Source organism: Roseovarius sp. (assembly GCF_040223625.1).
GTDB lineage: Bacteria > Pseudomonadota > Alphaproteobacteria > Rhodobacterales > Rhodobacteraceae > Roseovarius.
On the sequence record NZ_JAVKFX010000026.1, the window covers coordinates 49,140 to 74,187 of the forward strand.

A 25,048-nucleotide genomic window follows, 5' to 3' on the forward strand; every position below is an offset into this window, starting at 1 on the left:
TCAGTAGGCGTAAGGCGCGATATCCTCGGCTGACAGCGCATAGCCGATATCGGCCAGCTGGGTCGATGTGGCCGCCGTGCCGAACATCCCCGTCACCGTCACCGCCTCGAACATCCCGTCGCTTTCATAAGGCTCCGGCGCCGTCACCAGCACAAGCTGGTTGGCCGGCGGCGGCGGCACGTGCACACAGGCGCCCACGTAGGGCACGAGGATGAAGGCCGTCACCCCCGCCCCATCGAAATCGATCGGCACGATGAACCCCGACATCCGCACGATCTGCCCGTTCCAGTCCGTCCTGACCCCGGTCGAGGCCGGCTGCCCCGCCGCCATCGCGCTCTCGTCATGCGGCAGCAGCGATTGCAGGTCCCGCGGCACCGGCACCTCGCCCTCGGGCAGCAAATCCTTCCACCCCAGGTCCACGATCGTTTCGGCACGGGCCGGGCCCGCCACCGCCAGCACCGCCAGCCCGGCAAGCACCTCCCGCCGGCCCGGCCCCCGTGCTACCATTCGTAGACCTCGATCTTCTGCGCCGTCATCCGGTAACCGACATCGGCGATCTGCGTCGTCAGCGACTGCGCCGACAACCGCCCGTAAACCCAGACCGGATCCCACATCCGGTCGCCCGGCCACGGCCGCGCCGTGGTCACGAAGACAAGCTGGTTGGGCGGCGGCGGCGGCGTGTGGATGCAGGCGCCGACATAGGGCACCAGCATGAAGGTGGTCACCCCCGCCGATGTCACGTCGAAGGGAATCATGAACCCCGGCAGCTTCACCGCCTTGCCGTTGAGCCGCGTGTTCACCTTCTTCCCGTTGGCGTCGTATTCCGGGTTCCAGGTATCGTTGACCTCGTCGATCTGGCCAAGGCCGATGATCTCGCCATAGGGCACGCCCGCCGGGATCAGGTCTGCCCAGGTGATCTCGCGAAACCCGCTCGCCACCGCCCGCCCCGGCAGGGCGACAGCGGCGGCCATCAGCGCAAGACACGCCCGGCGGGAAAGGAAGCTCTGCGTCATATCCTCACCATCATGCCATCGGCCAGCGACAGGCGATAGGCCCTCAGTGCCGGCAAAAGGCTCACAATACCCGCCGCCACGATCACACCTCCGAGAACGGCCAGTTCCCGCCCATCCGGCCACCCGATCGGCAGCCACAGGCCGAAGGCGCTGTCGACCAGCGGCTGCGCGATGACCAGCCCGCCATAAAGCAGCCCCAGCCCCAGAACCGCCCCCGCCGCCGCCATCAGCGCCGCCTCCAGCACCAGCAGGCCCAGGATCGTCGCCGGCCGCGCCCCCATCGCCCGCCAGATCGCCATTTCCCGCCGCCGCTCGTTCAGCGAGGAGAAGATCATCGCCATCATCCCCAGCAAGGCCGTCACCACCACCATCGCCGATACCGCCAGCAGCGCCGTCTCCGCCACGCCCACGATCTGCCACAGCTCCTGAAGCGCCACGCCCGGCAGAACCGCCAGCAGCGGCTCCTCGGGATACTCGTTGATCCATCGCTGCAACCCGAAGACCTGCAACCGCGATTTCACCCCCACCAGCGCCGCCGTCACCGCCTGGGGCGTCAGGTCCATCTGCCGGATCTGCTCGACCGGCGTGGTCCGCCCCGGGATCTTGGCGCCGGAACGCCAGTCGACATGGATCGCCTCGATCGCCTCGAGGCTGACGATCACCGTCCGGTCGACCGGCGTGCCCGTCCGCGCAACGATACCGGCCACGCGGAAGGGCTGGTCGTCATGGTCGGTGAAGGACGCCAGACCGTGCGACACCACGATCGGGTCGCCCACCTCGTAGCCCAGCGTCTCCGCCACTTCCGCCCCGATCACCGCGTCGTAGAGATCCTTCAGCCCGTGCCCCCCGGACAGGCCCAGCGACCGGCCGCCGCGATACTTGTAATGCTCGAAGAACGCCGGCGTCGTGCCCATCACCCGGAACTGCCGGTGGCTGTCGCCCAGCGAGATCGGCACGATCCAGTCCACCTCCGGCCGCGTGGCGATATCCCGGTAGCTCTCCCACGTCACGTTGTTGGTCGCGTTGCCGATCCGGAAGACCGAGTACAGCAGCAACTGCACCGAGCCCGACCGCGCCCCCACGATCAGGTCGGTCCCCGAAATCGTGTCGGCAAAGCTCGCCTTCGCCCCGGTGCGCACCTTCTCGACCCCGAGGAACAACGCCACCGACAGGGCAATCGCCAGCACCGTCATCCCCACGGTCAGCGCCCGCGCCAGAAGCGAGCCGATGGCCAGCCGCAGGATCATGCCGCCCGCCTCTCCGCCCGGGCGATCTCGGCCAGCGGCACGACCCGGTCGAACCGCCCGCCTAGCCGCTCGTCATGGCTCACCATCAGAAGCGAGGACCCGGTCGCCGCCACCTGCCCGAACAAGAGGCCCAGGAAACTGTCCTGCGTCGCGGCATCCAGCGCCGATGTCGGCTCGTCCGCCACGATCAGCGGCGGCTCCCCGATCAGCGCCCGCGCCACGGCCACCCGCTGCTGCTGCCCGACCGATAGCCGCCCGGCGGCAGTGCCGGGAATATCCTCGGCCAAGCCCAGCGCCGCGCACAGCCGCGCGCTCTCGGCGCGGGCATCCGCAACCCGCCTGCGCCGCTCGGGCGCGAACCGCAGCGGCAACAGGATGTTGTCGGTCACCGAGGCATAGGGCAAAAGGTTGAACTGCTGGAAGATCACCCCGATCCGCTCGGCCCGGAAACGGTCCCGCGCCCCGGCCCGCAACGCGGCGATATCGGTGCCCCCGACACACACCTGCCCGGCCTCCGCCGTCACGATCCCGCAGATCAGCGACAGCAGCGTCGACTTCCCCGATCCGCTCTCCCCGATCAGCAGAACGCTTTCCCCCGGCGCCACCCGGAACCCGGGCACAGACAGCCCGAACGACGCGCGCCCCGGCCAGCGGAACCGCACCTCCTCCAGGGACAGCGCCGGCGCGTCAGGCGTCATTCCAAGGTCAGCACCGCCGACCCCCGGGTCAGCTCCGCGGCCCCGGCCCCGGTGCCGGTCACGTATTGCACCTCGATCTTCTCGGCATTCTCGAACAGGCCGAACATCGGGAACCCGACCGAGGTCAGCGCCGCCCCGTCGTCGCAGGTGAACCGGTAGCGGACATGAAACTCGCTATGCCCCGCGCCGCCGTCATGGGCGTGATCGTCGCCCTCGGCGTGCTCATGGTCGTGGTCGTGATCTTCGCCCTCGGCATGATCGTGGTCATGATCCTCGCCCTCGGCGTGCTCGTGGTCGTGATCGTCACCCTCGCCATGCTCGTGGTCATGATCCTCGCCCTCGGCGTGCGCATGCTCGTGGCCGTGATCCTCGCCCTCCGCATGCTCATGGTCATGCCCTTCATCCTCGCCATGGTCGTGATCGTGGTCATGGCCCTCTTCCCCGGCATGGCCGTGATCATCTCCATGATCATGCTCATCCCCGCCCAAATGCAGATGCGCCAGAACCTCCGTCAGCCGACAGCCCGCCCCGTCCGGTAGCGTGACGATATCCTCGGGCGACAGGAACACCCGGATCGCCTCCTCGACGGCGTCCTTGTCCTCGGGCGAGGTCGCCTCGTGCTCGAACCCCACGATATCCATGCCCGGCGCGCGCAGGTCCAGCTCCATCACCCCGTCCTCCACCGCGATCTCCACGGTCGAGACGCCATGCACATGCGCCCCCATCCCGCGGCTCTCCTCCGCCGCGGCCGGCGCGGCAATCGTTGCGGCAAAAAGGGCGATCGTCGTGCGTTTCATGTCATGTCCTTTCGACAGGTCTCGGGAAATCTCGGCATTTCGGAAAGGCCACCCCCTCACGCGGCACAACTGCCGCACAGGCCGTGCACCTCGACCACGTGATGGCGGGCCCGGAACCCCGTGGCCTCGGTGATCTTCGACAGCCGCTCCAGCACCGGCGGGTCGGCATGTTCCTCCACCGTCCCGCATTGCTCGCAGATCGCCAGCACGGGGGTGTGATCCGCCTCGTCGCACTGGCACGGCACGAAGGCGTTCAGCGATTCCAGCCTGTGCGCGCTGCCGGCATCCATCAGCGCCGAAAGCGCCCGGTAGACGGTCGGCGGCGCCAGCCGTGATTCGCCCCCCTTCATCGCGTTCAGGATCTCGTAGGCCGACATCGGCCGGCCATGGGTCCTGAGCACTTTCAGAACCTGCCGCTGACGGTCCGCTCCCGGCGTTCTCATGGCTCTCTCACCTGCTGTTCCGGCCTTGTTAAATTATAACATACGGCACTTGGCAAGGGTTATGTGCCCGCCCCGCCCACGCCGGCAGAAACCCTCCCGCCAGCCGCGGCTTCGCCGGGATGCGCCGAACGCTGTTGACCTTTCGTCGCTTTCCATGTTCCTTGGCGCCGTCGGTTTTCCGAGAGGAAATGAAAAGGGAACACGGTGAGGCGTAGCCATCAGGCACCGAGACCGTGACTGCCCCCGCAACTGTGAGCGGTTAGCGACGCCGGACAACGTCACTGTTGCGCCCAAGCGTGACGGGAAGACCCGGCCAAGCGATGACCCGCAAGTCAGGAGACCTGCCGGCATGTCAACCGTAACACCGGGCGGGGTTGCCCGGGGGAAGGACTGCCGATGGACCGCCCGAACCGCCAGCCACGCACGCAGCGTATCGCCACGCGTCACCCGTCGCTCCACGACCGCACCTCACCTGTCAGCCCGATTGCCCGGATTTCAACAATCCGGAGATCATCATGAAACCCATTTATTGCCTGACCCTCGCCGGCGCGAGCCTCGGCCTCGCCGTGCTCGCCGCCAACGCGCAATCCACCAGCTACCCGCTCACGGTCGAGAATTGCGGCCAGCCCGTCACCTTCGACGCCGCCCCCGAAACCACCGTCACCGTGGGCCAGTCGGCCACCGAAACGCTCTACTCGCTGGGCCTCGCCGACCGTGTCATCGGCACCTCGGTCTGGTTCAACCCGGTCCTGCCCGAATTCACGCAGGTCAACGAGGGCATCGAACGCCTCGCCGACAACGACCCCAGCTTCGAAAGTGTCGTCAACAAGAAGCCCGACCTCGTCGCCGTGCAGTATGAATGGCACGTGGGCCCCTCCGGCATCGTCGCCACGCGCGACCAGTTCCACGAGGTGGGCATTCCCACCTACATCATGCCCGCCGACTGCGACACCAAGGACAACACCACCGGCGGCGACGGCACCCGCACCGCCGCCTTCTCGACCGACTCCGTCTACAAGGGCATCCGCGAACTGGCCGAGATCTACGACGTGCAGGCCGCAGGCAAGGCGCTCGTGACCGAGCTTCGGAAGCGAGAGACCGCCGCCATCGAGCTGGCCCGGTCCCTCGACCTGCCCGATGGCATCTCGGCCGCCTTCTGGTTCTCCTCCGCCGACCTCGAAATCGACCCCTACGTCGCCGGCCGCAAGGGCGCGCCGGGCTACATGATGGACAAGCTCGGCATCGAGAACGTCATCCAGTCGGACGAGGAATGGCCCACCGTCGGCTGGGAAACCATCGCCCGCGCCGATCCCACCGTCCTCGTCATCGCCGAGATGGACCGCCGCCGCTTCCCCGCCGACGACATCGACAAGAAGATGGAGTTCCTGCGCACCGACCCGGTGGCCAGCCAGATGACCGCCGTGCGCGAGAACCGGATCGTGGTGATGGACGCCCACGCCATGAGCGCCACCATGCGCAGCATCTTCGGCCTCGAAACCGTGGCCGAGGCGCTGGCCGGGTTCGACTTCGGCGAATGAGCGACGTGCTGCCGGTCACCGGCCGCCGGGCCCTGCGCACGCGCTGGCACTGGGGGTGGATCGCGCCCCCGGTGCTGTTCGTCGCCCTGATCGTGGGCGCGGCCATCGGCGAAACCGCCATTCCCGTCACGACCGTGCTGCAGGTGCTGGGCAACAAGCTCTTCGGCCTTGGCTACGCGGTCGACCGGATCGACGCCGGCATCGTCTGGGAATACCGGCTCAGCCGGGCGGTCGTGGCGGCCTGCTGCGGGGCGGGGCTGGCGCTGTCGGGCGTGGTGCTGCAGGCGCTCCTGCGCAACGCGCTGGCCGATCCCTACCTGCTGGGCATCTCCGCCGGCGCCTCGACCGGGGCGGTCGCGGTCACCGTGGCGGGCGTGGGCGCCGGGGCGGTCACCCTCTCGGCCGGCGCCTTCGCCGGCGCGGCGCTGGCCTTCGTGATGGTCGCGGCGCTGGCCCGCGCCGCCGGCGGCGGCACCGGCATGCGTGCGGCCGGCGTCATCGTGCTGGCCGGCATCGCCGGCTCGCAGCTCTTCAACGCGCTTACCGCCTTCATCATCGCCAAGTCCGCCAATGCCGAACAGGCCCGCGGCATCATGTTCTGGCTGATGGGCAACCTCTCCGGCGTGCGCTGGGAGGACGTGATCGTCGCCATCCCGGCGGTCGCGCTGGCGGTGCTCACCTGCCTCTGGCATGTCCGCGCGCTCGACGCCTTCACCTTCGGCACCGACAGCGCGGCCTCCCTCGGCGTCGCCGTGCGCCGGGTGCAGGTCACCCTGATCGGCATCGCCGCGCTGGTGACGGCGGCGATGGTCTCGATGGTGGGCTCCATCGGCTTCGTCGGCCTCGTCATCCCCCATGCCATGCGCTTCGTCGTGGGCGTCCGCCACGGGCGGCTGGTCCCGGCCTCGGCGCTGGCGGGCGCCGTGTTCCTCATCGCCTGCGACGTGATCTCGCGCATCCTCGTGCCGGGACAGGTGCTGCCCATCGGCGTGATCACCGCGCTGGTCGGCGCGCCGGCCTTCGCCCTGATCCTGATCCGCGGAAGAACCGCAAGATGAGCCTGAGCTGCCAATCCCTCGGCTGGTCCGTCCGCCGCCAGCCCATCGTGCAGGACATCACCCTCGACGTGCGGCGGGGCGAAACCCTCGGCCTGATCGGCGCCAACGGTTCGGGCAAATCCACCCTGCTGAAGATGCTCGCCGGCATCCGCACCCCCACCGCCGGCCGCGTCACGCTCGACGGGCGCGACCTCGCCACCTATCCGCAACGGCAGATCGCCCAGCGCATCGCGCTGGTCGAGCAACAGGCCGAGACCGGCGACCGCATCACCGTGCGCGACGCCGTCGAGCTGGGCCGCACCCCGTGGCTCTCGGCGCTCCGCCCCTGGTCGGAGGAGGACGAGGCCACCGTCGCCCGCGCCATCGCCGCGGTCGAGATGCAGGGCTTCGAGACCCGCCACTGGTCCACCCTCTCGGGCGGCGAGCGCCAGCGCGTCCACATCGCCCGGGCGCTGGCGCAGGAGCCGCAGATCCTCCTGCTGGACGAGCCCACCAACCACCTCGACATCCACCACCAGCTTTCCATCCTGTCGCTGGTCGCGCGCCTGCCGGTGACCAGCATCGTTGCCCTGCACGACCTCAACCAGGCGATGGAATGCGACCGGCTGGCGCTGTTGCAAAAGGGCCGCCTCGTCACCCTCGGCCCGCCCGACGAGGTGCTGACCTGCGACCGCCTCGCCGACAGCTTCGCCGTCACCGCCAGCATCCTGACCGACCCGGCCGACGGCGCCCGCGTGCTGCGCTTCCACAAACCCGCCTGATCCACCGAAAGGCCCCCGATGAAACCGCTCCTCGCCCTCTTCCTCGCGCTGCCCTCCCTCGCCATGGCCGAGCTGCACGAGGTGAAGATGCTCAACCGCAACGCCACCGGCGCCATGGTCTTCGAGCCCGATTTCATCGCCGCCCAACCGGGCGACACCATCCGCTTCCTCGCCACCGATCCCGGCCACAACGCGGCCTCCATCGCCGGCATGCTGCCCGACGGGGCCGAGCGCTTCATCGGCAGGATCGACGAGGAGATTGAGATCACCCTCCACGCGGAGGGCCTCTACGGCGTGAAATGCTCGCCCCACGTCATGATGGGGATGGTGATGCTGATCCGGGTGGGCGACGCGCCGCTCTCGCCCGCCGCCCTGCCCGAAGACCTGCCCGCCCGCGCCCGCGAACGGTTCGAGACGATCCTCGCCCGCGAAACCGCCGACTGAGCGGCACGCCCGGCCGCCACCCGCCGCGCCTATCCGCCCAGCGGGATCACCATGCTGACGCCAAAGATGCTCTCTTCCGCGCCCAGCACGTCATCGACCCGCCCGATCGCGCCACCGATGGTGATGCCGTTCTCGAATTCGTGGTCGACCCCGAGGCTGAAGATGCTGGTCGACCCGAAATTGTCGATGTCCCGGTGCGAGATCGCCGCCGAAAGCGCGGTATCCCCCAGAAGGTAAGCCGAGCCCAGGGTCGCGTAGACGGCATCGTCCGCGCTGCCACCGAACCCCTCGAACGAGGCGACCTCGGCATAAAGCTCCAGCGGCATGCCCGCCTCGGCAAAGGAATGCGCCACCCCCGCGACCACGCCGGTCTCGTCCTTGACGTCGCCCGTGCCCTTGCTCAGATGCCGCAAGCCCACGTGATACGTTGTGCTTCCCAGCTCCTGCATCCACTGGATCGCCCCGTTGTCGAGCCTGCCGGTGTTGCCGGCACCGCCCAGAACGGTTCGGTTCTTGCCGCGGTTGAACCCCCAGCTCCGGCTGAGCGACGTGTCGTCCGCATAGAACAGCCCGACAGACAGCGTGCCGGTCTCGCCGACCGCAAAGTCGACCGTGGCACCAACCTGTTCGGTCAGCTCGTAATCCTCGGCAAGCGAGGACGCGAAATATCCCGGCGCCGCGTCCCAGGCAGTGCCGAAACTCGGGGTGATCTTGCCGACACGCGCCGTGACCCGGTCATTGCCGAACTGAAAGCCAAGTTCGTGGACGTAGAGACCGAGATCCTCGATCGAACCGCTCGGGCCCGTCATCTCTTCCAGCGTCAGCCCGCCAAAGACCGAGAAATACTCGCTCAACGCAAAGGCCGCGGCCACTTCCACCTTCAGGAACGGATCCTTGCCTTCATTGCCGGGCACGTTCGAGTCGAAAACCGAGTCGATACCGACTTCCACCTCGCCTTCCCACGAAAACCGACCTTCCTCCGCCTGTGCGCCCTGTGCCAAAGCGACACAGGATGCACCCACCAACATCGCCCGTTTCAAGCACGTGCTCATCGTTCACCGTCTCCTCGTTTCAAATGAGTCTGTCCCGCCGGGCTTCGAACCAAGGGTCTGCCCGGTCTGCATCGCGAACCGTTAAACGTTATGATATCACATTGCAACCACTAACGACGCAACCCCCTGCCGTCCCATGACTTTCGCAGTCTTCCTGACACAGGCGCTCTTCCGCGCGCCCCGCGTCCTTCTGCTCGACGAACCCACGGCCGCCCTCGACCTTCGTCACCAGTTGCTGGTACTGGATCGCCTGCGGCAGCTCGCCGCCAGCACCGGAACGATCATCGCCATGGCCCCGCACGACCTCAACCTCGCCGCCCAGTTCGCCGACCGGCTCATCGCCCTGCACGAGGGCACGCTGCGCGCCGCCGGCCCCGCCGAGACGGTGCTGACCTGCGACAACCTCGCCGGCATGTACGGGATCGAGGCCGATGTCCTGCGCCTCGGCAACGCCCGGCTTCAGGTCATGCCCCTGCGCGCCTCGGGCCACACCGGGGCGCCGGCATGACCTCCGATCTCCACGGCATCGCGCTCCGCATCGGGGCGACGATGTTCTTCACCCTGATGACCGTCTGCGTGAAATGGCTGGCCGACACCGTGCCGCTCGGGCAGGTCGTCTTCTACCGCAGCGCCTTCGCGCTCATTCCGCTGGTGATCTACCTCGTGGTGACCGGCGATTTCCCTCGTGGCCTCGCCACCCGGCGGCCGATGGCCCATGTCCTGCGCTGCGCCCTCGGCTGCGCGGCGATGTTCGCCTCCTTCGCCTCCCTGCACTACCTGCCGCTCGCCCATGCCTCGGTGATCGGCTACCTCGCGCCCATCCTCGCCGTGCTGCTGGCCCGCGCCCTTCTGGGCGAGATCGTCAACCGCACCCGCTGGGCCTCGGTGATGTTCGGCTTCCTCGGCGTCCTCGTGCTGGTCATCCCCGAGGCGACGGGCGTGCAGGTCGACCCCGGCTACCTGCTGGGCATCGGGCTGGCGCTCACCATGGCGATCTTCACCGCCGGCGCCAAGATCCAGATCCGCAGCCTCGCCCTGACCGAGAACGCGGGCGCCATCGCCCTCTACTTCGCCCTCACCTGCGCCCTCGCCGGGCTCGCCACCGCCCCGCTCGGCTGGGTCAGCCCCACGCCCGAACAGCTCCTCTACCTGATCGGCGCGGGCGCGGCGGGCGGCATCGCCCATATCATGATGACGCTGGCGCTAAAGCACAGCGAGGTGTCCAAGCTCGCCCCCTTCGAATACCTCGCCCTGATCTTCGCGGTCCTCGCCGACGCGCTCTTCTTCGGCGTGATCCCCGGCATCGCCTTCTACCTCGCCGCCGCCTGCATCGTCATGGCCACGCTGATCGTCGTCGCCGGCGACCGCCGCCGGCCCAAGGCCCCCGTCGCCGGCCAAAAGGCCTGAGCCGCGCAACGCCCCGCGAAAAATCCTGCCCGCCCCCAAATCTATATATTGACAGTTTGCACCCCCAGGCACCAATATGCAGTTGCTTTGGTGCCGGCGAGTCACTCCGCCGGGGAAGAGGGAAACCGGTGTGAATCCGGCGCTGCCCCCGCAACTGTAAGCGGCAAGCCAACGGCCCGAAACCACTGGTGCGAGGCAGCACCGGGAAGGGGGCCAAGGCATCCGAGCCGCGAAGCCAGGAGACCTGCCAGGGCAACAGAACCGACGACCGCGGGCGGAGGGCCCGGGCGCGTGACCGGATGCCGTCAGGCAGCCCGCTTTCGTGTCCCCGCTCCCCTGCCCGCACCAGACAGGAACAAGGGGACAGAGCAATGACCATCACCGTCTATTCCAAACCGGCCTGCGTGCAATGCACCGCCACCACCCGCGCCCTCGACGCCCGCGGCCTGCCCTATCAGGTCGTCGATCTGACCGAGGATGCCGGCGCCATGGAACGGGTTCAGGAGCTGGGCTACCGTCAGGCCCCCGTCGTCATCGCCGGCGACGATCACTGGGCCGGCTTCCGCCCCGACATGATCGGCCGGCTCTGCTGATCGCGTGGGCGGGCTGGTCTACTTCTCGAGCGCCTCGGAAAACACGAGGCGCTTCGCCGAGAAGCTCGGCCTCCCCGCCCACCGCCTGCCGGTCCGCGCCGGCGACCCGTTCCCGACGCTCGACCGGCCCTTCGTCCTGATCTGCCCGACCTATTCCGACGGTCAGGGCCGGGGCGCGGTACCCAAACAGGTCATCCGCCTGCTCAACGATCCGGGCCCCCGGGCCCTGCTGCGCGGCGTCATCGCCGGCGGCAACCGCAACTTCGGCGCCACCTTCGCCCTCGCGGGCGACGTGATCGCCCGCAAATGCAACGTCCCGGTCCTCTACCGCTTCGAGCTGGCCGGCACCGACACCGATATCGCCCGCGTGCGCGCCGGGCTCGCAACATTCTGGAGAGAGACATGCTCGACGCCAGCCTGACAGACGGCCTCGACTTCCACGCGCTCAACGCGATGCTGAACCTCTACGACGACGAGGGCCGCATCCAGTTCGAGGCCGACCGCATGGCGGCCCGGCAATACTTCCTGCAGCACGTCAACCAGAACACCGTCTTCTTCCACTCGCTGGACGAGAAGCTGGGCTACCTCGTCGACGAGGGTTATTACGAACCCGAGGTGCTCGACCAGTACGACCGCGCCTTCCTCCACCGCATCTGGGAGGCGGCCTTCGCCTTCAAGTTCCGCTTCCCCACCTTCCTCGGCGCCTTCAAGTACTACACCTCCTACACGCTCAAGACATGGGACGGGCAGCGCTTCCTCGAACGCTACGAGGATCGCGTCGTCATGGTCGCGCTGACGCTGGCCCGCGGCGACGAAACCCTCGCCATGCGCCTCATGGCCGAGATCATCGAGGGCCGCTTCCAGCCCGCCACCCCCACCTTCCTCAACGCCGGCAAAAAGGCGCGGGGAGAGTTCGTCTCCTGTTTCCTCCTCCGGCTCGAGGACAACATGGAAAGCATCGGCCGCGGCATCAACTCGGCGCTGCAGCTTTCCAAGCGGGGCGGCGGCGTGGCCCTGATGCTCACCAACATCCGCGAGCACGGCGCCCCCATCAAGGGGATCGAGAACCAGTCCTCCGGCGTCATCCCGGTGATGAAGCTGCTCGAGGACAGCTTCTCCTACGCCAACCAGCTCGGCGCGCGGCAGGGCGCGGGCGCGGTCTATCTCAACGCCCACCACCCCGATATCCTCCGCTTCCTCGACACCAAGCGCGAGAACGCCGACGAGAAGATCCGCATCAAGACCCTCTCCCTCGGCGTGGTCATCCCCGACATCACCTTCGAGCTGGCCAAGAAGAACGAGGACATGTACCTCTTCTCGCCCCATGACGTGGAAAAGGTATACGGCTGCGCCTTCTCCGAGGTTTCAGTCACCGAGAAATATCACGAGATGGTCGACGACCCGCGCATCCGCAAGAAGAAGATCAACGCCCGCGCCTTCTTCCAGACCATCGCCGAGATCCAGTTCGAAAGCGGCTACCCCTACATCATGTTCGAGGACACGGTGAACAAGGCCAACCCGATCGCCGGGCGCATCGCCATGTCGAACCTCTGCTCGGAAATCCTGCAGGTGAACGAGGCGTCGGAATTCAACGACGACCTCAGCTATGCGACCATGGGCACCGACATCTCCTGCAACCTCGGCTCGATGAACATCGCCCGCGCCATGGATGGCGGCGATCTCGCCGGCGCCGTCGGAACCGCGATCCGCGCGCTCAACGCCGTCTCGGAAATGAGCGCCATCGACAGCGTCCCCTCCATCCGCAAGGGCAATGACGAGGGCCACGCCATCGGGCTGGGGCAGATGAACCTGCACGGCTACCTCGCCCGCGAGCGCATCCACTACGGCTCGCCCGAGGGGATCGACTTCACCAACATCTATTTCTGCACTGTGCTCTTCCACGCGCTCACCGCCTCCAACGCGCTGGCGCGCGAGGCCGGACGCAGCTTCAAGGGGTTCGAGGACTCGACCTATGCCGACGGCACTTTCTTCGAGAAGTACGTCACCCGCGACTGGCAGCCCGAAACACCCCGCGTGGCCGAGCTCTTCGCCAATGCCGGCATCCCCGTGCCCACCCGCGAAGACTGGGCGGCGCTCCGCGACGCGGTGAAGGCCCACGGCCTCTACAACCGCAATCTTCAGGCCGTGCCGCCCACCGGCTCGATCAGCTACATCAACTACGCCACCTCCTCGATCCACCCGATCACCTCGAAGATCGAGATCCGCAAGGAAGGCAAGATCGGCCGCGTCTACTACCCGGCGCCCTACATGACCAACGACAACCTCGAGTTCTACCGCGACGCCTACGAGATCGGGCCCGAGGCGATCATCGACACCTATGCCGCCGCGACCCAGCATGTCGACCAGGGCCTGTCGCTGACCCTCTTCTTCCCCGCCGAGGCCACGACCCGCGACATCAACCGCGCCCAGATCTACGCGTGGAAGAAGGGGATCAAGACGATCTACTACATCCGCCTGCGGCAGATGGCGCTGGAAGGGACCGAGGTGCAGGGCTGCGTCTCCTGCTCGCTCTGACCTGCACCGAAACCGCACCGACGTAATACCGACAAAATACCGACGTTATACCGACGTCGAAAATCCGCCCCCCAAAGGCCCGGAGACCGCCATGAAAGACCTCGCCAAATCCACCCGCGCCGTGCCCCGCGCCGTCAACTGGAACCGCCTCGAGGATGACATCGACCTCGACGTCTGGAACCGCCTGACGGTCAATTTCTGGCTGCCCGAAAAGGTCCCGCTCTCCAACGACATCCAAAGCTGGTCGCAACTCACCGACGCCGAACGCCAGCTCACCATCCGCGTTTTCACCGGCCTCACCCTGCTCGACACGATCCAGAACACCGTGGGCGCGCCGACCCTGATGGAAGACGCCATCACCCCCCATGAAGAGGCCGTGCTCAGCAACATATCCTTCATGGAAGCCGTTCATGCCCGCAGCTATTCTTCCGTCTTTTCAACCCTTTGCCAGACGGCCGAGGTGGACGAGGCGTTCCGCTGGTCGGCCGAGAACGAACACCTTCAGGCCAAGTCGCGCCTGATCCTCGACGAGTACGACGCCACCGCCTCGCCCCTGCGCAAGAAGGTCGCCAGCGTCTTTCTCGAGTCCTTCCTGTTCTACTCGGGCTTCTACCTGCCGATGCACTGGTCCTCCCGCGCGAGGCTCACCAACACCGCCGACCTCATCCGCCTCATCATCCGCGACGAGGCGATCCACGGCTACTATATCGGCTACAAGTTCCAGCGCGGCCTCGACCGCCTCGGCACACAGGAGCGGCAAGAGATCAAGGACTTCGCCTTCGCCCTCCTCTTCGACCTCTACGACATCGAAGCCCGCTACACCGAACAGCTCTACGACCCGCTCGGCCTCACCGAAGACGTCAAGAATTTCCTGCATTACAACGCCAACAAGGCCCTGCAAAACCTGGGCTTCGAGGCGCTTTTCCCCGACGAGGCCTGCAAGGTGAACCCCGCCATCATGGCCGCCCTCTCGCCGAACTCGGACGAGAACCACGACTTCTTCTCCGGCTCCGGCTCCAGCTACGTGATCGGCAAGGCGGTCGCCACCGAGGACGAAGACTGGGATTTCTGAAACGGCGGGCTCAGCCCCGCCGCGTCAGGAAATCCATCAGCATCCGCCCGAACACCTCCGGCCGCTCCAGCAGGCCGAGGTGCTTCACCTCCGGCACGATCTCCAGCACCGAGCCGGCAATCTCGCCCTGCATCGCCCGCGCCATCCCCGGCGTGCTGCCGCTGTCGTGTTCCGACGTGGCAATCAGCGTCGGGCAGGTGATTGGCGGCACCGGCGCGATCAGCTCCCTCACCCCCTTTGCCAGCACCGCCCGCGCCCCGGCATAGCTCTCCGGGTCGCAGGACAGCACCTGCGCCCGGACCGCTTCGACCACCTCGGCATGCGTTTCGCGGAACCCCTCCGTGAACCACCGCGCCAGCGCCGCCTCGATCGTCGCGCCCGGCCCGCCCTGCGCGCTCTGCCCGGCATAGGCCTCCATCTGCGCCTGCGCCTCCGGCGTCCGCTCATGCGGCGAGTTCAGGATCGCCAGCGCCTTCACCCTCTCCGGCGCGGTCATCGCCAGCTTCCGGTTGATCATCCCGCCCAGCGAGAACCCGATCACCGTCGCGCTGTCGATCCTGGCATGGTCCATCAGCCCGCGAAGCTGCACCGCGTAGCGCTCCAGCGTCATCTCCTCCAGCGCCGGCCCGCTCTGCCCGTGGCCCGGCAGGTCATAGGACAGCACCCGGTGCTCCGCCGCCAGCAAAGACAGAAAATCCGACCAGATCGCCCGGCTCAGCCCCAACCCGTGGATCAGCACCACCGGCGCCCCGTCCTCGGGCCCGTGAAGGTCGAACGCTATCCCGTGATGATCCATGTCCGTCCTGCCTCCCTCGCGATCCCGCCGACCCTGCCGCCTTACAACCCGGCCCGCCCCCTGTCAAAAGGCCCGCCGTCATATGACGGCGGGCCCTTCACTACGAACCTGAAAAGGCAAACCGGCCTACCCGTCGTTGGTCAGCCCCTCGACCAGCGCCCGCACGTTCATCATCGCGGCCTGCGTGCGGTCCCCGTCGATCTCCATCCGCGGGCCGATCGGCAGGGCGCTCATCCCGATCCGCGCCATCCAGCGCTGGAACACCGCCGGCACGATGCCGATCACCTGCGTCGCGCCCACCTCCACGGCCGACCGCGCCATCGACAGAAGCAGCGTCTTCTGCAACAGCGACCGCCGGCTCGCCGGCTGCCCGTCCGACACGAAAAGCCGCGCGGCCTCCCATATCTTGTCCGACACCGGGGCGCGGTAATGCAGCACCGTCGCGGGAATGTCGCTCAACAGCCCCCGCTGCGCATCCCGCAGCATGTAACTGTAGATCCCGCATTTCGCCGTCGACGGCGTCAGCCGGATGCCCGCCAGCACCTCGCCGAACTCGTGCACCACGATCCAGCGGCTCAGCGGCGTGTCGTACTGGTCGAACTCCATCCCCTCGGTCGAGGGCAGATCCCAGCCCTTGCCGTCGATGAACACCCGCTTCCGGGCCTTCAGGAACTCGGCATACAACTCGCCATGCTGATGGAAGTTGCTCACCGAAAGGGTCGTCGCCCGAAGCGTCGGCGGCTTGGCAAAATTGGCCCGCCCCGCCTGTTCCGAGACGGGGGACGGTTCGGCATCGCTGTGCCATACCATTTGCCGGCCGCCAGCCGGCTCCAGCTCAGGGAAAACGCGCTTCGCACGTCCCTGCAAATTGGTTACAGATTGATAGCCCACCTTATTACTGCCTCAGAGCTGCGAGATTTTCTTATTTTTGCCTACTTTAGGCCGTGAAGCCCGGATATTACCCTCCTGAAACCACACTCACCGTCGTTACAGCCAAAGTTGTGCCATTATTGCCCTTTAACGCTTTGGTTGCAACTGATTTGGCTAGGAAACCCATGATCTCAGGACTTGAAGCGATTCGATCCTCCTTTGCGGGACCGACGGACATCGTTTCCCTGAAACGGCGCTTGCGGGATTACGCAGTCGTCGGTCGTCAGTTGTTCCTGCAGCGAATCATAATCTACAGCGCCGCCATTTTGCTAGCCGGGTATTATTACGATACGTCGACAGCGTTGTTTTTCTACGCCATGGTGTGGCTTGGCGAGGCGTTTGATGGATATGTGTTCAATCAGATCCTCCGCTGGCGCGACCGCGACTGGGCCAAGGCCCGCCATTTCGTGCTGATGATCTATATCGGCACGCTGTTCAGCGCCACGGTCATCGCCTCCTTCTCGATCTCGCTCGCCGCCCAGCAGGGGCACACGATGCATTTCTGGGCGCTGTTCATGCTGTTCTCGGCGGCGATCTTCGCGGCGATCAACAACCACCAGATCCTCTCGGTGCTGGTGCTGCGCCTGTCGATCTACGTGGCCGCCCTGCTCTTCATCCCGATCCGCGACCTCGTCGCCACCGATCCGCCGCTCAGCTCGCCGCTCTGGCTGCAGTTCTTCACCGTACTCTTCGTGCTGTCCTTCATCCTCGAATGCAGCCGAAGCTTCCTCGTCGGCTACGTCAAGAACCTGCGCTACATCAACGCGCTGGTGGCCGAGCACGAAAAGACCAAGGCCGCCTACAACGCCAAGCAGGAATTCCTCGCCACCGTCAGCCACGAGCTGCGCACCCCCCTGACCGCCATCAAGGGCTCGCTGCAACTGATCGGCTCGGGCGCGCTCGGCGCGGTGCCGCCGAAGATGCAGCACCTCTTCAACATGGCCAGCAGCAACAGCGAAAGCCTCGCCAACCTCGTCAACGACCTGCTCGACCTGCAGCGCGCCGAGACCGGCAAGCTCGAGCTTCACGTCGAACCGATCGAGCTTGGCGCCGTGGCCGCGGCCACGGTCGACCGCACCCGCCCCTATGCCGCGCGCTTCGACGTGACCCTGCACATGGAGCCGCCCAAGCGCGAATTCTGGGTCAACGCCGACCGCCACCGCATCGAGCAGGTGCTGGTCAACATGCTCTCCAACGCAGCCAAGTTCTCCGACGCCGGCGGCCGGGTCGAGATCAGCCTCTACGCCCATGACGACAAGATCAGCCTCGCCGTGAAGGATTACGGCATCGGCATCCCCAAGGACGATACCGGCAAGGTGTTCGAACAGTTCAGCCAGGTGAACTCCTCCGACATCCGCCGCCATGGCGGCACCGGGCTCGGCATGAACATCTCGCGCCACATCATGCAGGCCCATGGCGGCGAGATCGACTTCGAAAGCGTCGAGGGCGTCGGCTCGACCTTCTATGTCACCCTCGCCGAGGAAAAGTCGATCAAGCCCCAGCCCATCCCCGACATGCGCAAATCCGCCTGACAGGCCCATTGCATCGCACCGGCCCATGCGCTCAGATACCCTGACCCGGCGCTCCCCCTGCGCCGGCCAAGGGAGGACGCATGACACACCACCTGTTCCTGACCGAGGAACACGAGATGCTGCGCGATCAACTGCGCCGCTTCGTGGCCGAGAAGGTCCAGCCCCACGCCGACCAGTGGGAGGTTGACGGCGCCGTCCCCCGCGACGTGCTCCGCGAGATGGGCGCGCTCGGCTTCCTCGGCATCCGCTACCCCGAGGAATACGGTGGCTCCGCCATGGACACCCGCGCCACCGCCGTGCTGGCCGAGGAACTCGGCCGCTCCACCTACGCCGGCTTCGCCATCACCGTGCTGGTCCATACCGACATGGCCTCCGTCCACCTCTTCAACGCCGGCTCCGAGGCCCAGAAGGCCGCCCACATGCCCGGCATCATCTCGGGCGACACCATCACCGCCGTCGGCGTCACCGAACCCGATGCCGGCTCCGACGTGAAGGGCATCCGCACCACCGCCCGCCGCGACGGCGACAGCTACATCCTCAACCGCGCCAAGATGTTCATCACCAACGGCGTCCACGCCAACCTCTACTGCGTCGCTGCCAAGACCGATGCGCAAGGCCCCGCCAGCCAGTCGGTCACCATGTTCCTCGTCGAGAAAGGCACCCCCGGCTTCACCGTCTCCCGCGCGCTCGACAAGCACGGTTGGCGCTCCTCCGACACGGCGGAACTCGCATTCGACAATTGCCGCATCCCTGCCGAGAACATCCTCGGCGACGAAGGCCGCGGCTTCTACGCCATCATGAAGAACTTCCAGAACGAACGCATCGTCCTCGGCGCCATGGCCATGGGCGAGGCGCAGGCGGCCCTCGACCTCACCCTCGATTACGTCAAAAGCCGCCGCGCCTTCGGCGCGCCCCTCTGGGACAAGCAGGCCATCCGCCAGCGCCTCGCCATGCTCGCCGCCCGCGTCACCGCCGCACGGCAATTCGTCTACGCCACCGCCGCCCGTGATGCCAATGGCGAGGAGGTCACGCGCGAGGTCTCGATGATCAAGGCCTTGTGCGGTGAACTGGTCAACGAAGTGATGTATGATTGCCTGCAATTCCACGGCGGCTTCGGCTACATGCGCGAGGCCACCATAGAACGGATGACCCGCGACGCCCGCGTTCAGGCGATCGGCGGCGGCGCGACCGAAGTGATGCTCGAGGAAGTGGCCAAGCGGCTCTGACCGGCGCGGCCCGAACTGTTACAGAATTCTGCCGAAACTGACCAAATCGTAACATTTACCTTGAAGCGAATCGCAGATTGCCCTACCTCGACCGCACGGTCGGTTAATTCAGCGCGACGAACGGGAGGACCGAACTCATGTATGCACAGATGGTCAAGAGCACCGGCAAGGGCGTCACTCCGCGCGAGGAGATGTCGGACGAGGAACGCGCCTTCCAGGACCGCGTCGATGCCGACATCAAGATCGAACCCCGCGACTGGATGCCCGAGGGCTACCGCAAGACCCTGATCCGCCAGATCGGACAGCACGCCCATTCCGAGATCGTCGGCCAGCTCCCCGAAGGCAACTGGATCACCCGCGCCCCCACGCTGGAACGCAAGATGATCCTGCTCGCCAAGGTGCAGGACGAGGCCGGCCACGGCCTCTACCTCTACGCCGCCGCCGAAACCCTCGGCATCACCCGCGACGACATGACCGAACAGCTCCTGTCGGGGAAGATGAAATACTCCTCGATCTTCAACTACCCCACCCTCACCTGGGCCGACATGGGCGCGGTGGGCTGGCTGGTCGACGGCGCCGCCATCATGAACCAGGTGCCGCTGCAACGCACCTCCTACGGCCCCTATTCCCGCGCCATGATCCGCATCTGCAAGGAGGAAAGCTTCCACCAGCGGCAGGGCTACGACATCATGATGAAGATGGCGCAAGGCTCCGAGGCCCAGAAACGCATGGCCCAGGACGCGCTCAACCGCTTCTGGTACCCCTCGCTGATGATGTTCGGGCCCTCCGACGCCGAAAGCGTCCACTCGGCCCAGTCGATGGCGTGGAAGATCAAGATGAACACCAATGACGAGCTGCGCCAGAAATTCGTCGACCAGACCGTGCCGCAGGCCGAATTCCTCGGCCTCACCGTCCCCGACGAAAACCTCAAGTGGAACGAGGAACGCGGCCATTACGACTTCTCCCAGCCCGACTGGGAAGAGTTCTTCAACGTCCTCAAGGGCAACGGCCCCTGCAACGCCGAACGCCTGTCCGCCCGCCAGAAAGCCTGGGACGAGGGGCAATGGGTCCGCGACGGCCTCCTCGCCCACGCCCGCAAATCCGCCGCCCGCAAGGTCGCGGCGGAATAGGAGACAACGCACATGAGTTCCGTCACCCCCGGCGAACTGCCCGACAGCGAGGGCAAAGGCAAATCCCCCCGCCACGAATGGCCCCTGTGGGAGGTGTTCATCCGCGGCCAGCACGGCCTGAACCACCGACACGTCGGTTCGCTCCACGCGCCCGACGCCGAGATGGCCATCAAGAACGCCCGCGATGTCTATACCCGCCGCAACGAGGGCGTCTCGATCTGGGTCGTCGAATCCCGCCACATCTCGGCCACCGCCCCGGGCGAAAAGGGCCCGCTCTTCGAGCCCTCCGAAAGCAAGATCTACCGCCACCCGACCTTCTACGACATCCCCGACGACGTGGGGCACATGTGATGGCGGCGGTCGATCAGAACGCCCTCCTGCAATTCCTGCTGCGGATGGGCGACAACACCCTCATCCTCGGCCACCGCGTCTCGGAATGGTGCGGCACGGCGCCCGCGCTGGAAGAGGATATCGCGCTCGCCAACACCGCGCTCGACCTGATCGGCCAGACCCAGCTCTGGCTCGGCTACGCGGCCGAGGTGCAGGACGAGGGCAAGTCGGCCGACGATCTCGCCTTCCTCCGCGACGCGTGGGATTTCCGCAATGTCCTGCTGGTCGAACTGCCCAACGGCGATTTCGGCCAGACCCTCATGCGGCAATTCTTCTTCGACGCGTGGTCGTCGATCCTCATGCCGCGGCTGGCCAACTCCTCCGATCCCCACATCGCCGAGATCGCCGAGAAGGCATCGAAAGAGGTGGCCTACCACGTCGAACGCTCCGCCGACACGGTCGTGGGCCTCGGCGACGGCACCGAGGAAAGCCACAAGCGGATGCAGGCCGCCCTCGACTACCTCTACCCCTATGTCGGCGAATTCTTCCTCTCCGACGACACCGACGCCGCCCTGGCCGCCGCCGGCATCGCCCCCGACCCGGCCAGCCTGCGCACCGAATACGACACCTTCGTCGAGCGCGTCATGGCCAAGGCGACCCTCACCCTTCCCGAAGACCGCTTCGCCCATTCCGGCGGCCGCAACGGCCGGATGCATACCGAGCACCTGGGCCACATCCTGACCCAGATGCAGTGGCTCCAGCGCGCCTACCCGGGCAACACATGGTAACCGCCATGCAACGGCCAAGCACCGATCAGGTCTGGCACTGGCTGAACGAGATCCCCGACCCGGAGATCCCGGCGATCTCGCTCACCGACCTCGGCATCATCCGCGATGTCGCCTGGGCCGACGACACCCTCACCGTCACCGTCACACCTACCTATTCTGGCTGCCCCGCCACCTCGCTCATCAATTTCGAGATCGAGACCACCCTGCGCACCCACGGCATCGAAAAGCTGACCCTCAAACGCCAGCTCAGCCCGGCATGGACAACCGACTGGATGACCGAGGAAGGCCGCGCCAAGCTCGAAGCCTACGGCATCGCGCCCCCGCAGCCCGCGGGCGGCCCCAAGGCCTGCCCCCGCTGCCAAAGCGACAACCTCGAACGGCTCAGCCAGTTCGGCTCCACCCCCTGCAAGGCCCAGTGGCGCTGCCGCGACTGCCTCGAACCCTTCGACTATTTCAAGTGCATCTGAGAAACGCCATGTCCCGGTTCCACGATCTCGAAGTCACCGATATCCGCAAGACCATCCGCGACGCGGTCGTCGTCACGCTGAAACCCGTCAACGGCGCGGCCGAGCATTTCGACTTCACCCAGGGCCAGTACCTCACCTTCCGCCGCACCTTCGACGGCGAGGAACTCCGCCGCTCCTACTCGATCTGCGCCGGCAAGGGCGAGGGCGTCCTGCAAGTGGGCATCAAGCGCGTCGACGGCGGCGCCTTCTCGACATGGGCCAACGAAGACCTGCAACCGGGCGAGGTGCTGCAGGCCATGCCCCCCATGGGCGGCTTCTTCACGAGGCTCGACCCCGCCAACCGCAAACACTACCTCGGCTTCGCCGGCGGCTCGGGCATCACCCCCGTCCTCTCGATCATCAAGACCACGCTGGCGCAGGAGCCGCAGTCGACCTTCACGCTGGTCTACGCCAACAAGGGCGTGAACACGATCATGTTCCGGGAAGAACTGGACGACCTCAAGAACCTCCACCTCGGCCGCTTCAACGTGATCCACGTGCTCGAAACCGACGCGCAGGAAATCGACCTCTTCACCGGCCTCGTGACTGAAGAAAAATGCGCCCAGCTCTTCGCCTCGGGCTGGATCGACGCCGCCTCCATCGACACCGCCTTCATCTGCGGGCCGGAACCGATGATGCTCGGCATCGCCTCGGCCCTGCGCAAGGCCGGGCTCGACGACGCCAACATCAAGTTCGAGCTCTTCGCCTCCGCCCAGCCCGGCCGCCTCAAGCGCGCCGCCCTGCCCAAATCCACCGACACCAAGGCCGACACCACCACCGTCGCCGTCACCCTCGACGGCGCCACCCGCACCGTCACCGCCGACAAGGATCAAAGTATTCTCGAAGCCGCGCTCGCCAGCGACCTCGACGCCCCCTTCGCCTGCAAGGCCGGCGTCTGCTCGACCTGCCGCTGCCGGGTGATCGAAGGCGAGGTCGAAATGCTCACCAACCACGCGCTGGAAGATTACGAGGTCGAAAAGGGCTACGTGCTTTCCTGCCAGTCCTACGCCCTCACCGACCGCGTCACCGTCGACTACGACCAGTAGAGGAGGCCGCCCGATGGCCGAGGACATGCCCCTTTCCGACTACCTCGCACAAGGCGGCAAGCTGACCAGCCCGGCCAACGTGCCCCCGCGCTACCGCGCCGAACTGCTCAAGATGATGGCCAGCTTCGTCGACAGCTCCCTCGCCGGTGCCGCGGGCTTCGCCGACCTCATCAACGCCGGCCCCGGCATCAAGGAACGCATCGCCGCCGCCCGCATCGTGCTGGAAAAGACCGACAACGCCGACCGGGTGCTGCGCATCATGGGCGAATTCGGCGCCGACACCGCCCGCTACGCCAACCACCACCCCTGGACGGCCCGGCTCGACCGCGACGCCGATATCGGCACCCGGCGCGGTGAACACGACATGCGCCTTTCGGTGCTGAATTACCCGATCGACGGCTGGGCCGACGCCGTGGTGATGAACCTGCTCATGGGCCGCGCCGTCGTGGTCCATCTGGGCGAGATGATCCACGTCTCCTACCAGCCCCTGTCAGAGGCCTTCCGCACCATCCTGCCGGTCGAAACCCACCACGCCGAACTGGCCCTCGAAGGCGTCGAACACCTCCTCGAAACCGAGGGCAAACCGCCCCTTCAGGCGTCGGTCGACTACTGGTGGCCCCGCGTCGCCGCCTCCTTCGGCACCACCACCTCGCAGAAATTCGACACGCTGAAAGCCATGGGCCTCCGCCACACCCCCAACGTCGAACTCCGCGCCAAATGGGAAACCGAAACCGACCGCACGCTCGACACGCTCGGCCTGACAAGCCCCTGAACCGCCCCGCGCGCACCCCCCCGTCCCGGCCCCCGAGCCGGGACCTCGCGCCCAACTGGAAAACCCGTCCCGGCCCCCGAGCCGGGACCTCGCACGCCTCGCGAAACCCGTAGGGTGGGTGCAAACCCATCAATCCCCTCACATCGCCGCGCGATACAACTCCGCCAGGTTCTCCTCGTTGAGCTCCACCGGGTTCCCGCCACAGCTCGGGTCCGTCACCGCATCCTTCACCAGCGCCGGAATGCTCTCCTCCGTCACCCCCAGCGCCGCCAACCCCTTGGGAATCCCCAAACGGTCATTGAACCCGTCCACGAACTCCCGAAACCCGTCGAACCCGCCCTCGATACCGAGATACGGCGCCGCCCGGTCGAACCGCTCGGCAATCACCGGCCCGTTGAACTCCAGCACCGCCGGCATGCACACCGCGTTCGTCGTTCCGTGATGGGTGCCGAAATGCGCCCCCACCGGGTGGCTCAGCGCATGGATCGCCCCCAGCCCCTTCTGGAAGCCCACGGCCCCCATCGCGGCGGCGCTCATCATGTGCGCCCGCGCCTCGATATCCCCGCCATCGTCATAGGCCCGCGGCAGGTTCTCGATCACCAGCTTCATCCCCTCCAGCGCGATGCCCTGGCTCATCGGGTGGTAATGCGGGCTGCTGAACGCCTCCACGCAATGCGCGAACGCATCAAGCCCCGTTCCGGCCGTGATCGGCTTCGGCATCCCCACCGTCAGCTCCGGGTCGCAGATCACCACCGCCGGCAGCACCTTGGGGTGAAAGATGATCTTCTTCACATGGGTCTCGGAATTGGTCAGCACGCCCGCGCGCCCCACTTCCGAGCCGGTCCCGGCGGTCGTCGGAACCGCCACGATCGGCGCGATCCTGTCGGCATCGGCCCGTGTCCACCAGTCGCCGATATCCTCGAAATCCCACACCGGCCGCGTCTGGCCCGCCATGAACGCCACCAGCTTGCCAAGGTCCAGCCCCGAGCCGCCGCCCAGCGCGATCACCCCGTCATGCCCGCCCTCGTTATAGGCGGCCAAGCCCGCGGCAAGGTTCATCTCGTTGGGGTTCGGATCCACCTCGAAGAACATCGCCCGGCCCAGCCCGGCTTCCTCCATCCGCTCCAGCACCCCTTGCGTCACCGGCAACCCCGCCAACCCCCGGTCGGTCACCAGAAGCGGCCGCTGCATCCCGGCGAACGCACAGGCCTCGCCCAGCTCCGCGATCCGCCCCGCCCCGAATTTCACCGCCGTCGGATATGACCAGTTGCCCACAAGACCCATGCCTGTCCCCTTTCACAGCAGGGGCATGCCGCCCCGGCTTTCATCTTTCC

The 25,048-nt window shown here is 66.7% G+C and carries 28 protein-coding genes and 2 riboswitches; of the genes, 18 read left to right on the forward strand and 10 right to left on the reverse strand.

The annotated features are described in order from the left end of the window. From RLN94_RS06910 to RLN94_RS06935, 6 genes are read right to left on the reverse strand one after another with little or no spacing between them, the layout of a single operon-like run. Positions 1–507, reverse strand: a complete 507-nt coding sequence (locus RLN94_RS06910) for a DUF3299 domain-containing protein (RefSeq protein WP_350129988.1) — start codon at positions 505–507, stop codon at positions 1–3. Continuing rightward, positions 501–1,013 carry a DUF3299 domain-containing protein gene (locus RLN94_RS06915; RefSeq protein ID WP_350129991.1) on the reverse strand — a complete coding sequence of 171 codons (513 nt, stop codon included), beginning with the start codon at positions 1,011–1,013 and terminating at the stop codon, positions 501–503. The genes RLN94_RS06910 and RLN94_RS06915 overlap by 7 nt, the downstream gene beginning before the upstream one ends. After that, positions 1,010–2,260: an ABC transporter permease gene (locus RLN94_RS06920; protein WP_350129994.1), complete on the reverse strand. Its 1,251-nt coding sequence runs from the start codon at positions 2,258–2,260 to the stop codon at positions 1,010–1,012. Before RLN94_RS06920 ends, RLN94_RS06915 begins: the two co-directional genes overlap by 4 nt. Beyond that, positions 2,257–2,958 (reverse strand): ABC transporter ATP-binding protein, encoded by a 702-nt coding sequence (locus RLN94_RS06925; protein ID WP_350129997.1) that lies wholly within the window; start codon positions 2,956–2,958, stop codon positions 2,257–2,259. Before RLN94_RS06925 ends, RLN94_RS06920 begins: the two co-directional genes overlap by 4 nt. Then, positions 2,955–3,755: a ZrgA family zinc uptake protein gene (locus tag RLN94_RS06930; RefSeq protein WP_350130000.1), complete on the reverse strand. Its 801-nt coding sequence runs from the start codon at positions 3,753–3,755 to the stop codon at positions 2,955–2,957. The genes RLN94_RS06925 and RLN94_RS06930 overlap by 4 nt, the downstream gene beginning before the upstream one ends. 56 nt (positions 3,756–3,811) lie before the next feature. Next, a complete protein-coding gene (locus RLN94_RS06935) occupies positions 3,812–4,198 on the reverse strand; it encodes a Fur family transcriptional regulator (RefSeq protein ID WP_350130003.1) in 387 nt (128 codons plus the stop codon). A gap of 154 nt (positions 4,199–4,352) precedes the next feature. Then, positions 4,353–4,561: riboswitch (cobalamin riboswitch) on the forward strand. Positions 4,562–4,713: 152 nt separating this feature from the next. Here RLN94_RS06935 and RLN94_RS06940 point away from each other — a divergent pair. The 4 genes from RLN94_RS06940 to RLN94_RS06955 are packed head-to-tail and all read left to right on the forward strand — an operon-like array spanning position 4,714 to position 7,999. Continuing rightward, the gene (locus RLN94_RS06940) at positions 4,714–5,736 is read left to right on the forward strand and encodes an ABC transporter substrate-binding protein (protein WP_350130006.1); all 1,023 of its coding nucleotides are present in this window, start codon (positions 4,714–4,716) and stop codon (positions 5,734–5,736) included. Beyond that, positions 5,733–6,794, forward strand: coding sequence for a FecCD family ABC transporter permease (locus RLN94_RS06945; protein WP_350130009.1), 1,062 nt, complete (start codon positions 5,733–5,735; stop codon positions 6,792–6,794). The genes RLN94_RS06940 and RLN94_RS06945 overlap by 4 nt, the downstream gene beginning before the upstream one ends. Then, positions 6,791–7,555 (forward strand): ABC transporter ATP-binding protein, encoded by a 765-nt coding sequence (locus RLN94_RS06950; protein WP_350130012.1) that lies wholly within the window; start codon positions 6,791–6,793, stop codon positions 7,553–7,555. The genes RLN94_RS06945 and RLN94_RS06950 overlap by 4 nt, the downstream gene beginning before the upstream one ends. An 18-nt stretch (positions 7,556–7,573) precedes the next feature. Further along, complete coding sequence (locus RLN94_RS06955) at positions 7,574–7,999, forward strand: pseudoazurin (RefSeq protein ID WP_350130015.1); 426 nt, start codon at positions 7,574–7,576, stop codon at positions 7,997–7,999. Positions 8,000–8,028: 29 nt separating this feature from the next. Here RLN94_RS06955 and RLN94_RS06960 read toward each other — a convergent pair whose 3' ends face one another. Further along, positions 8,029–9,051, reverse strand: coding sequence for a hypothetical protein (locus tag RLN94_RS06960; RefSeq protein ID WP_350159165.1), 1,023 nt, complete (start codon positions 9,049–9,051; stop codon positions 8,029–8,031). A gap of 136 nt (positions 9,052–9,187) precedes the next feature. Here RLN94_RS06960 and RLN94_RS06965 point away from each other — a divergent pair, with 136 nt between their 5' ends. From RLN94_RS06965 to nrdF, 6 genes are all read left to right on the forward strand, one after another. Beyond that, entirely contained in the window at positions 9,188–9,559 is a 372-nt protein-coding gene (locus RLN94_RS06965) for an ATP-binding cassette domain-containing protein (protein WP_350130020.1), read from the forward strand. Further along, positions 9,556–10,458, forward strand: a complete 903-nt coding sequence (locus RLN94_RS06970; RefSeq protein ID WP_350130023.1) for a DMT family transporter — start codon at positions 9,556–9,558, stop codon at positions 10,456–10,458. Before RLN94_RS06965 ends, RLN94_RS06970 begins: the two co-directional genes overlap by 4 nt. A gap of 71 nt (positions 10,459–10,529) precedes the next feature. Next, positions 10,530–10,724: riboswitch (cobalamin riboswitch) on the forward strand. Positions 10,725–10,829: 105 nt separating this feature from the next. Next, positions 10,830–11,051, forward strand: a complete 222-nt coding sequence (gene nrdH / locus RLN94_RS06975; RefSeq protein WP_350130025.1) for a glutaredoxin-like protein NrdH — start codon at positions 10,830–10,832, stop codon at positions 11,049–11,051. Positions 11,052–11,055: 4 nt separating this feature from the next. Then, positions 11,056–11,472, forward strand: coding sequence for a class Ib ribonucleoside-diphosphate reductase assembly flavoprotein NrdI (gene nrdI, locus RLN94_RS06980; RefSeq protein WP_350130027.1), 417 nt, complete (start codon positions 11,056–11,058; stop codon positions 11,470–11,472). Then, positions 11,454–13,586, forward strand: coding sequence for a class 1b ribonucleoside-diphosphate reductase subunit alpha (gene nrdE / locus RLN94_RS06985; RefSeq protein ID WP_350130029.1), 2,133 nt, complete (start codon positions 11,454–11,456; stop codon positions 13,584–13,586). Before nrdI ends, nrdE begins: the two co-directional genes overlap by 19 nt. A gap of 91 nt (positions 13,587–13,677) precedes the next feature. After that, positions 13,678–14,658: a class 1b ribonucleoside-diphosphate reductase subunit beta gene (gene nrdF, locus RLN94_RS06990; protein WP_350130031.1), complete on the forward strand. Its 981-nt coding sequence runs from the start codon at positions 13,678–13,680 to the stop codon at positions 14,656–14,658. A gap of 10 nt (positions 14,659–14,668) precedes the next feature. Here the strand turns inward: nrdF and RLN94_RS06995 are convergent, their stop codons facing one another. Both RLN94_RS06995 and RLN94_RS07000 read right to left on the reverse strand, forming a co-directional pair. Continuing rightward, a complete protein-coding gene (locus RLN94_RS06995; RefSeq protein ID WP_350130033.1) occupies positions 14,669–15,454 on the reverse strand; it encodes an alpha/beta fold hydrolase in 786 nt (261 codons plus the stop codon). 126 nt (positions 15,455–15,580) lie between these two features. Beyond that, the gene (locus RLN94_RS07000) at positions 15,581–16,264 is read right to left on the reverse strand and encodes an acyl-homoserine-lactone synthase (protein WP_350159166.1); all 684 of its coding nucleotides are present in this window, start codon (positions 16,262–16,264) and stop codon (positions 15,581–15,583) included. A 317-nt stretch (positions 16,265–16,581) separates the two neighbouring features. Here RLN94_RS07000 and RLN94_RS07005 point away from each other — a divergent pair, with 317 nt between their 5' ends. From RLN94_RS07005 to RLN94_RS07040, 8 genes are all read left to right on the forward strand, one after another. Further along, on the forward strand, positions 16,582–17,916 hold the full coding sequence (locus tag RLN94_RS07005; protein WP_350168727.1) for a sensor histidine kinase: 1,335 nt from the start codon (positions 16,582–16,584) through the stop codon (positions 17,914–17,916). Between the two features lie 80 nt (positions 17,917–17,996). Beyond that, positions 17,997–19,142, forward strand: a complete 1,146-nt coding sequence (locus RLN94_RS07010; protein ID WP_350123533.1) for an acyl-CoA dehydrogenase family protein — start codon at positions 17,997–17,999, stop codon at positions 19,140–19,142. A gap of 137 nt (positions 19,143–19,279) precedes the next feature. Continuing rightward, complete coding sequence (gene paaA, locus RLN94_RS07015; RefSeq protein ID WP_350123530.1) at positions 19,280–20,272, forward strand: 1,2-phenylacetyl-CoA epoxidase subunit PaaA; 993 nt, start codon at positions 19,280–19,282, stop codon at positions 20,270–20,272. A 12-nt stretch (positions 20,273–20,284) separates the two neighbouring features. Further along, complete coding sequence (gene paaB / locus RLN94_RS07020) at positions 20,285–20,623, forward strand: 1,2-phenylacetyl-CoA epoxidase subunit PaaB (protein ID WP_235607866.1); 339 nt, start codon at positions 20,285–20,287, stop codon at positions 20,621–20,623. Continuing rightward, the gene (paaC, locus tag RLN94_RS07025) at positions 20,623–21,390 is read left to right on the forward strand and encodes a 1,2-phenylacetyl-CoA epoxidase subunit PaaC (RefSeq protein ID WP_350123525.1); all 768 of its coding nucleotides are present in this window, start codon (positions 20,623–20,625) and stop codon (positions 21,388–21,390) included. The genes paaB and paaC overlap by 1 nt, the downstream gene beginning before the upstream one ends. A 5-nt stretch (positions 21,391–21,395) precedes the next feature. After that, positions 21,396–21,857 carry a 1,2-phenylacetyl-CoA epoxidase subunit PaaD gene (paaD, locus tag RLN94_RS07030; protein ID WP_502949443.1) on the forward strand — a complete coding sequence of 154 codons (462 nt, stop codon included), beginning with the start codon at positions 21,396–21,398 and terminating at the stop codon, positions 21,855–21,857. A gap of 8 nt (positions 21,858–21,865) precedes the next feature. After that, on the forward strand, positions 21,866–22,942 hold the full coding sequence (locus RLN94_RS07035) for a 2Fe-2S iron-sulfur cluster-binding protein (RefSeq protein WP_350123518.1): 1,077 nt from the start codon (positions 21,866–21,868) through the stop codon (positions 22,940–22,942). Between the two features lie 13 nt (positions 22,943–22,955). Then, positions 22,956–23,714 carry a Phenylacetic acid catabolic protein gene (locus RLN94_RS07040; protein WP_350123515.1) on the forward strand — a complete coding sequence of 253 codons (759 nt, stop codon included), beginning with the start codon at positions 22,956–22,958 and terminating at the stop codon, positions 23,712–23,714. Positions 23,715–23,852: 138 nt separating this feature from the next. Here RLN94_RS07040 and RLN94_RS07045 read toward each other — a convergent pair whose 3' ends face one another. Beyond that, positions 23,853–24,998 (reverse strand): iron-containing alcohol dehydrogenase, encoded by a 1,146-nt coding sequence (locus RLN94_RS07045; protein ID WP_350123512.1) that lies wholly within the window; start codon positions 24,996–24,998, stop codon positions 23,853–23,855. Positions 24,999–25,048 lie beyond the last annotated feature (50 nt).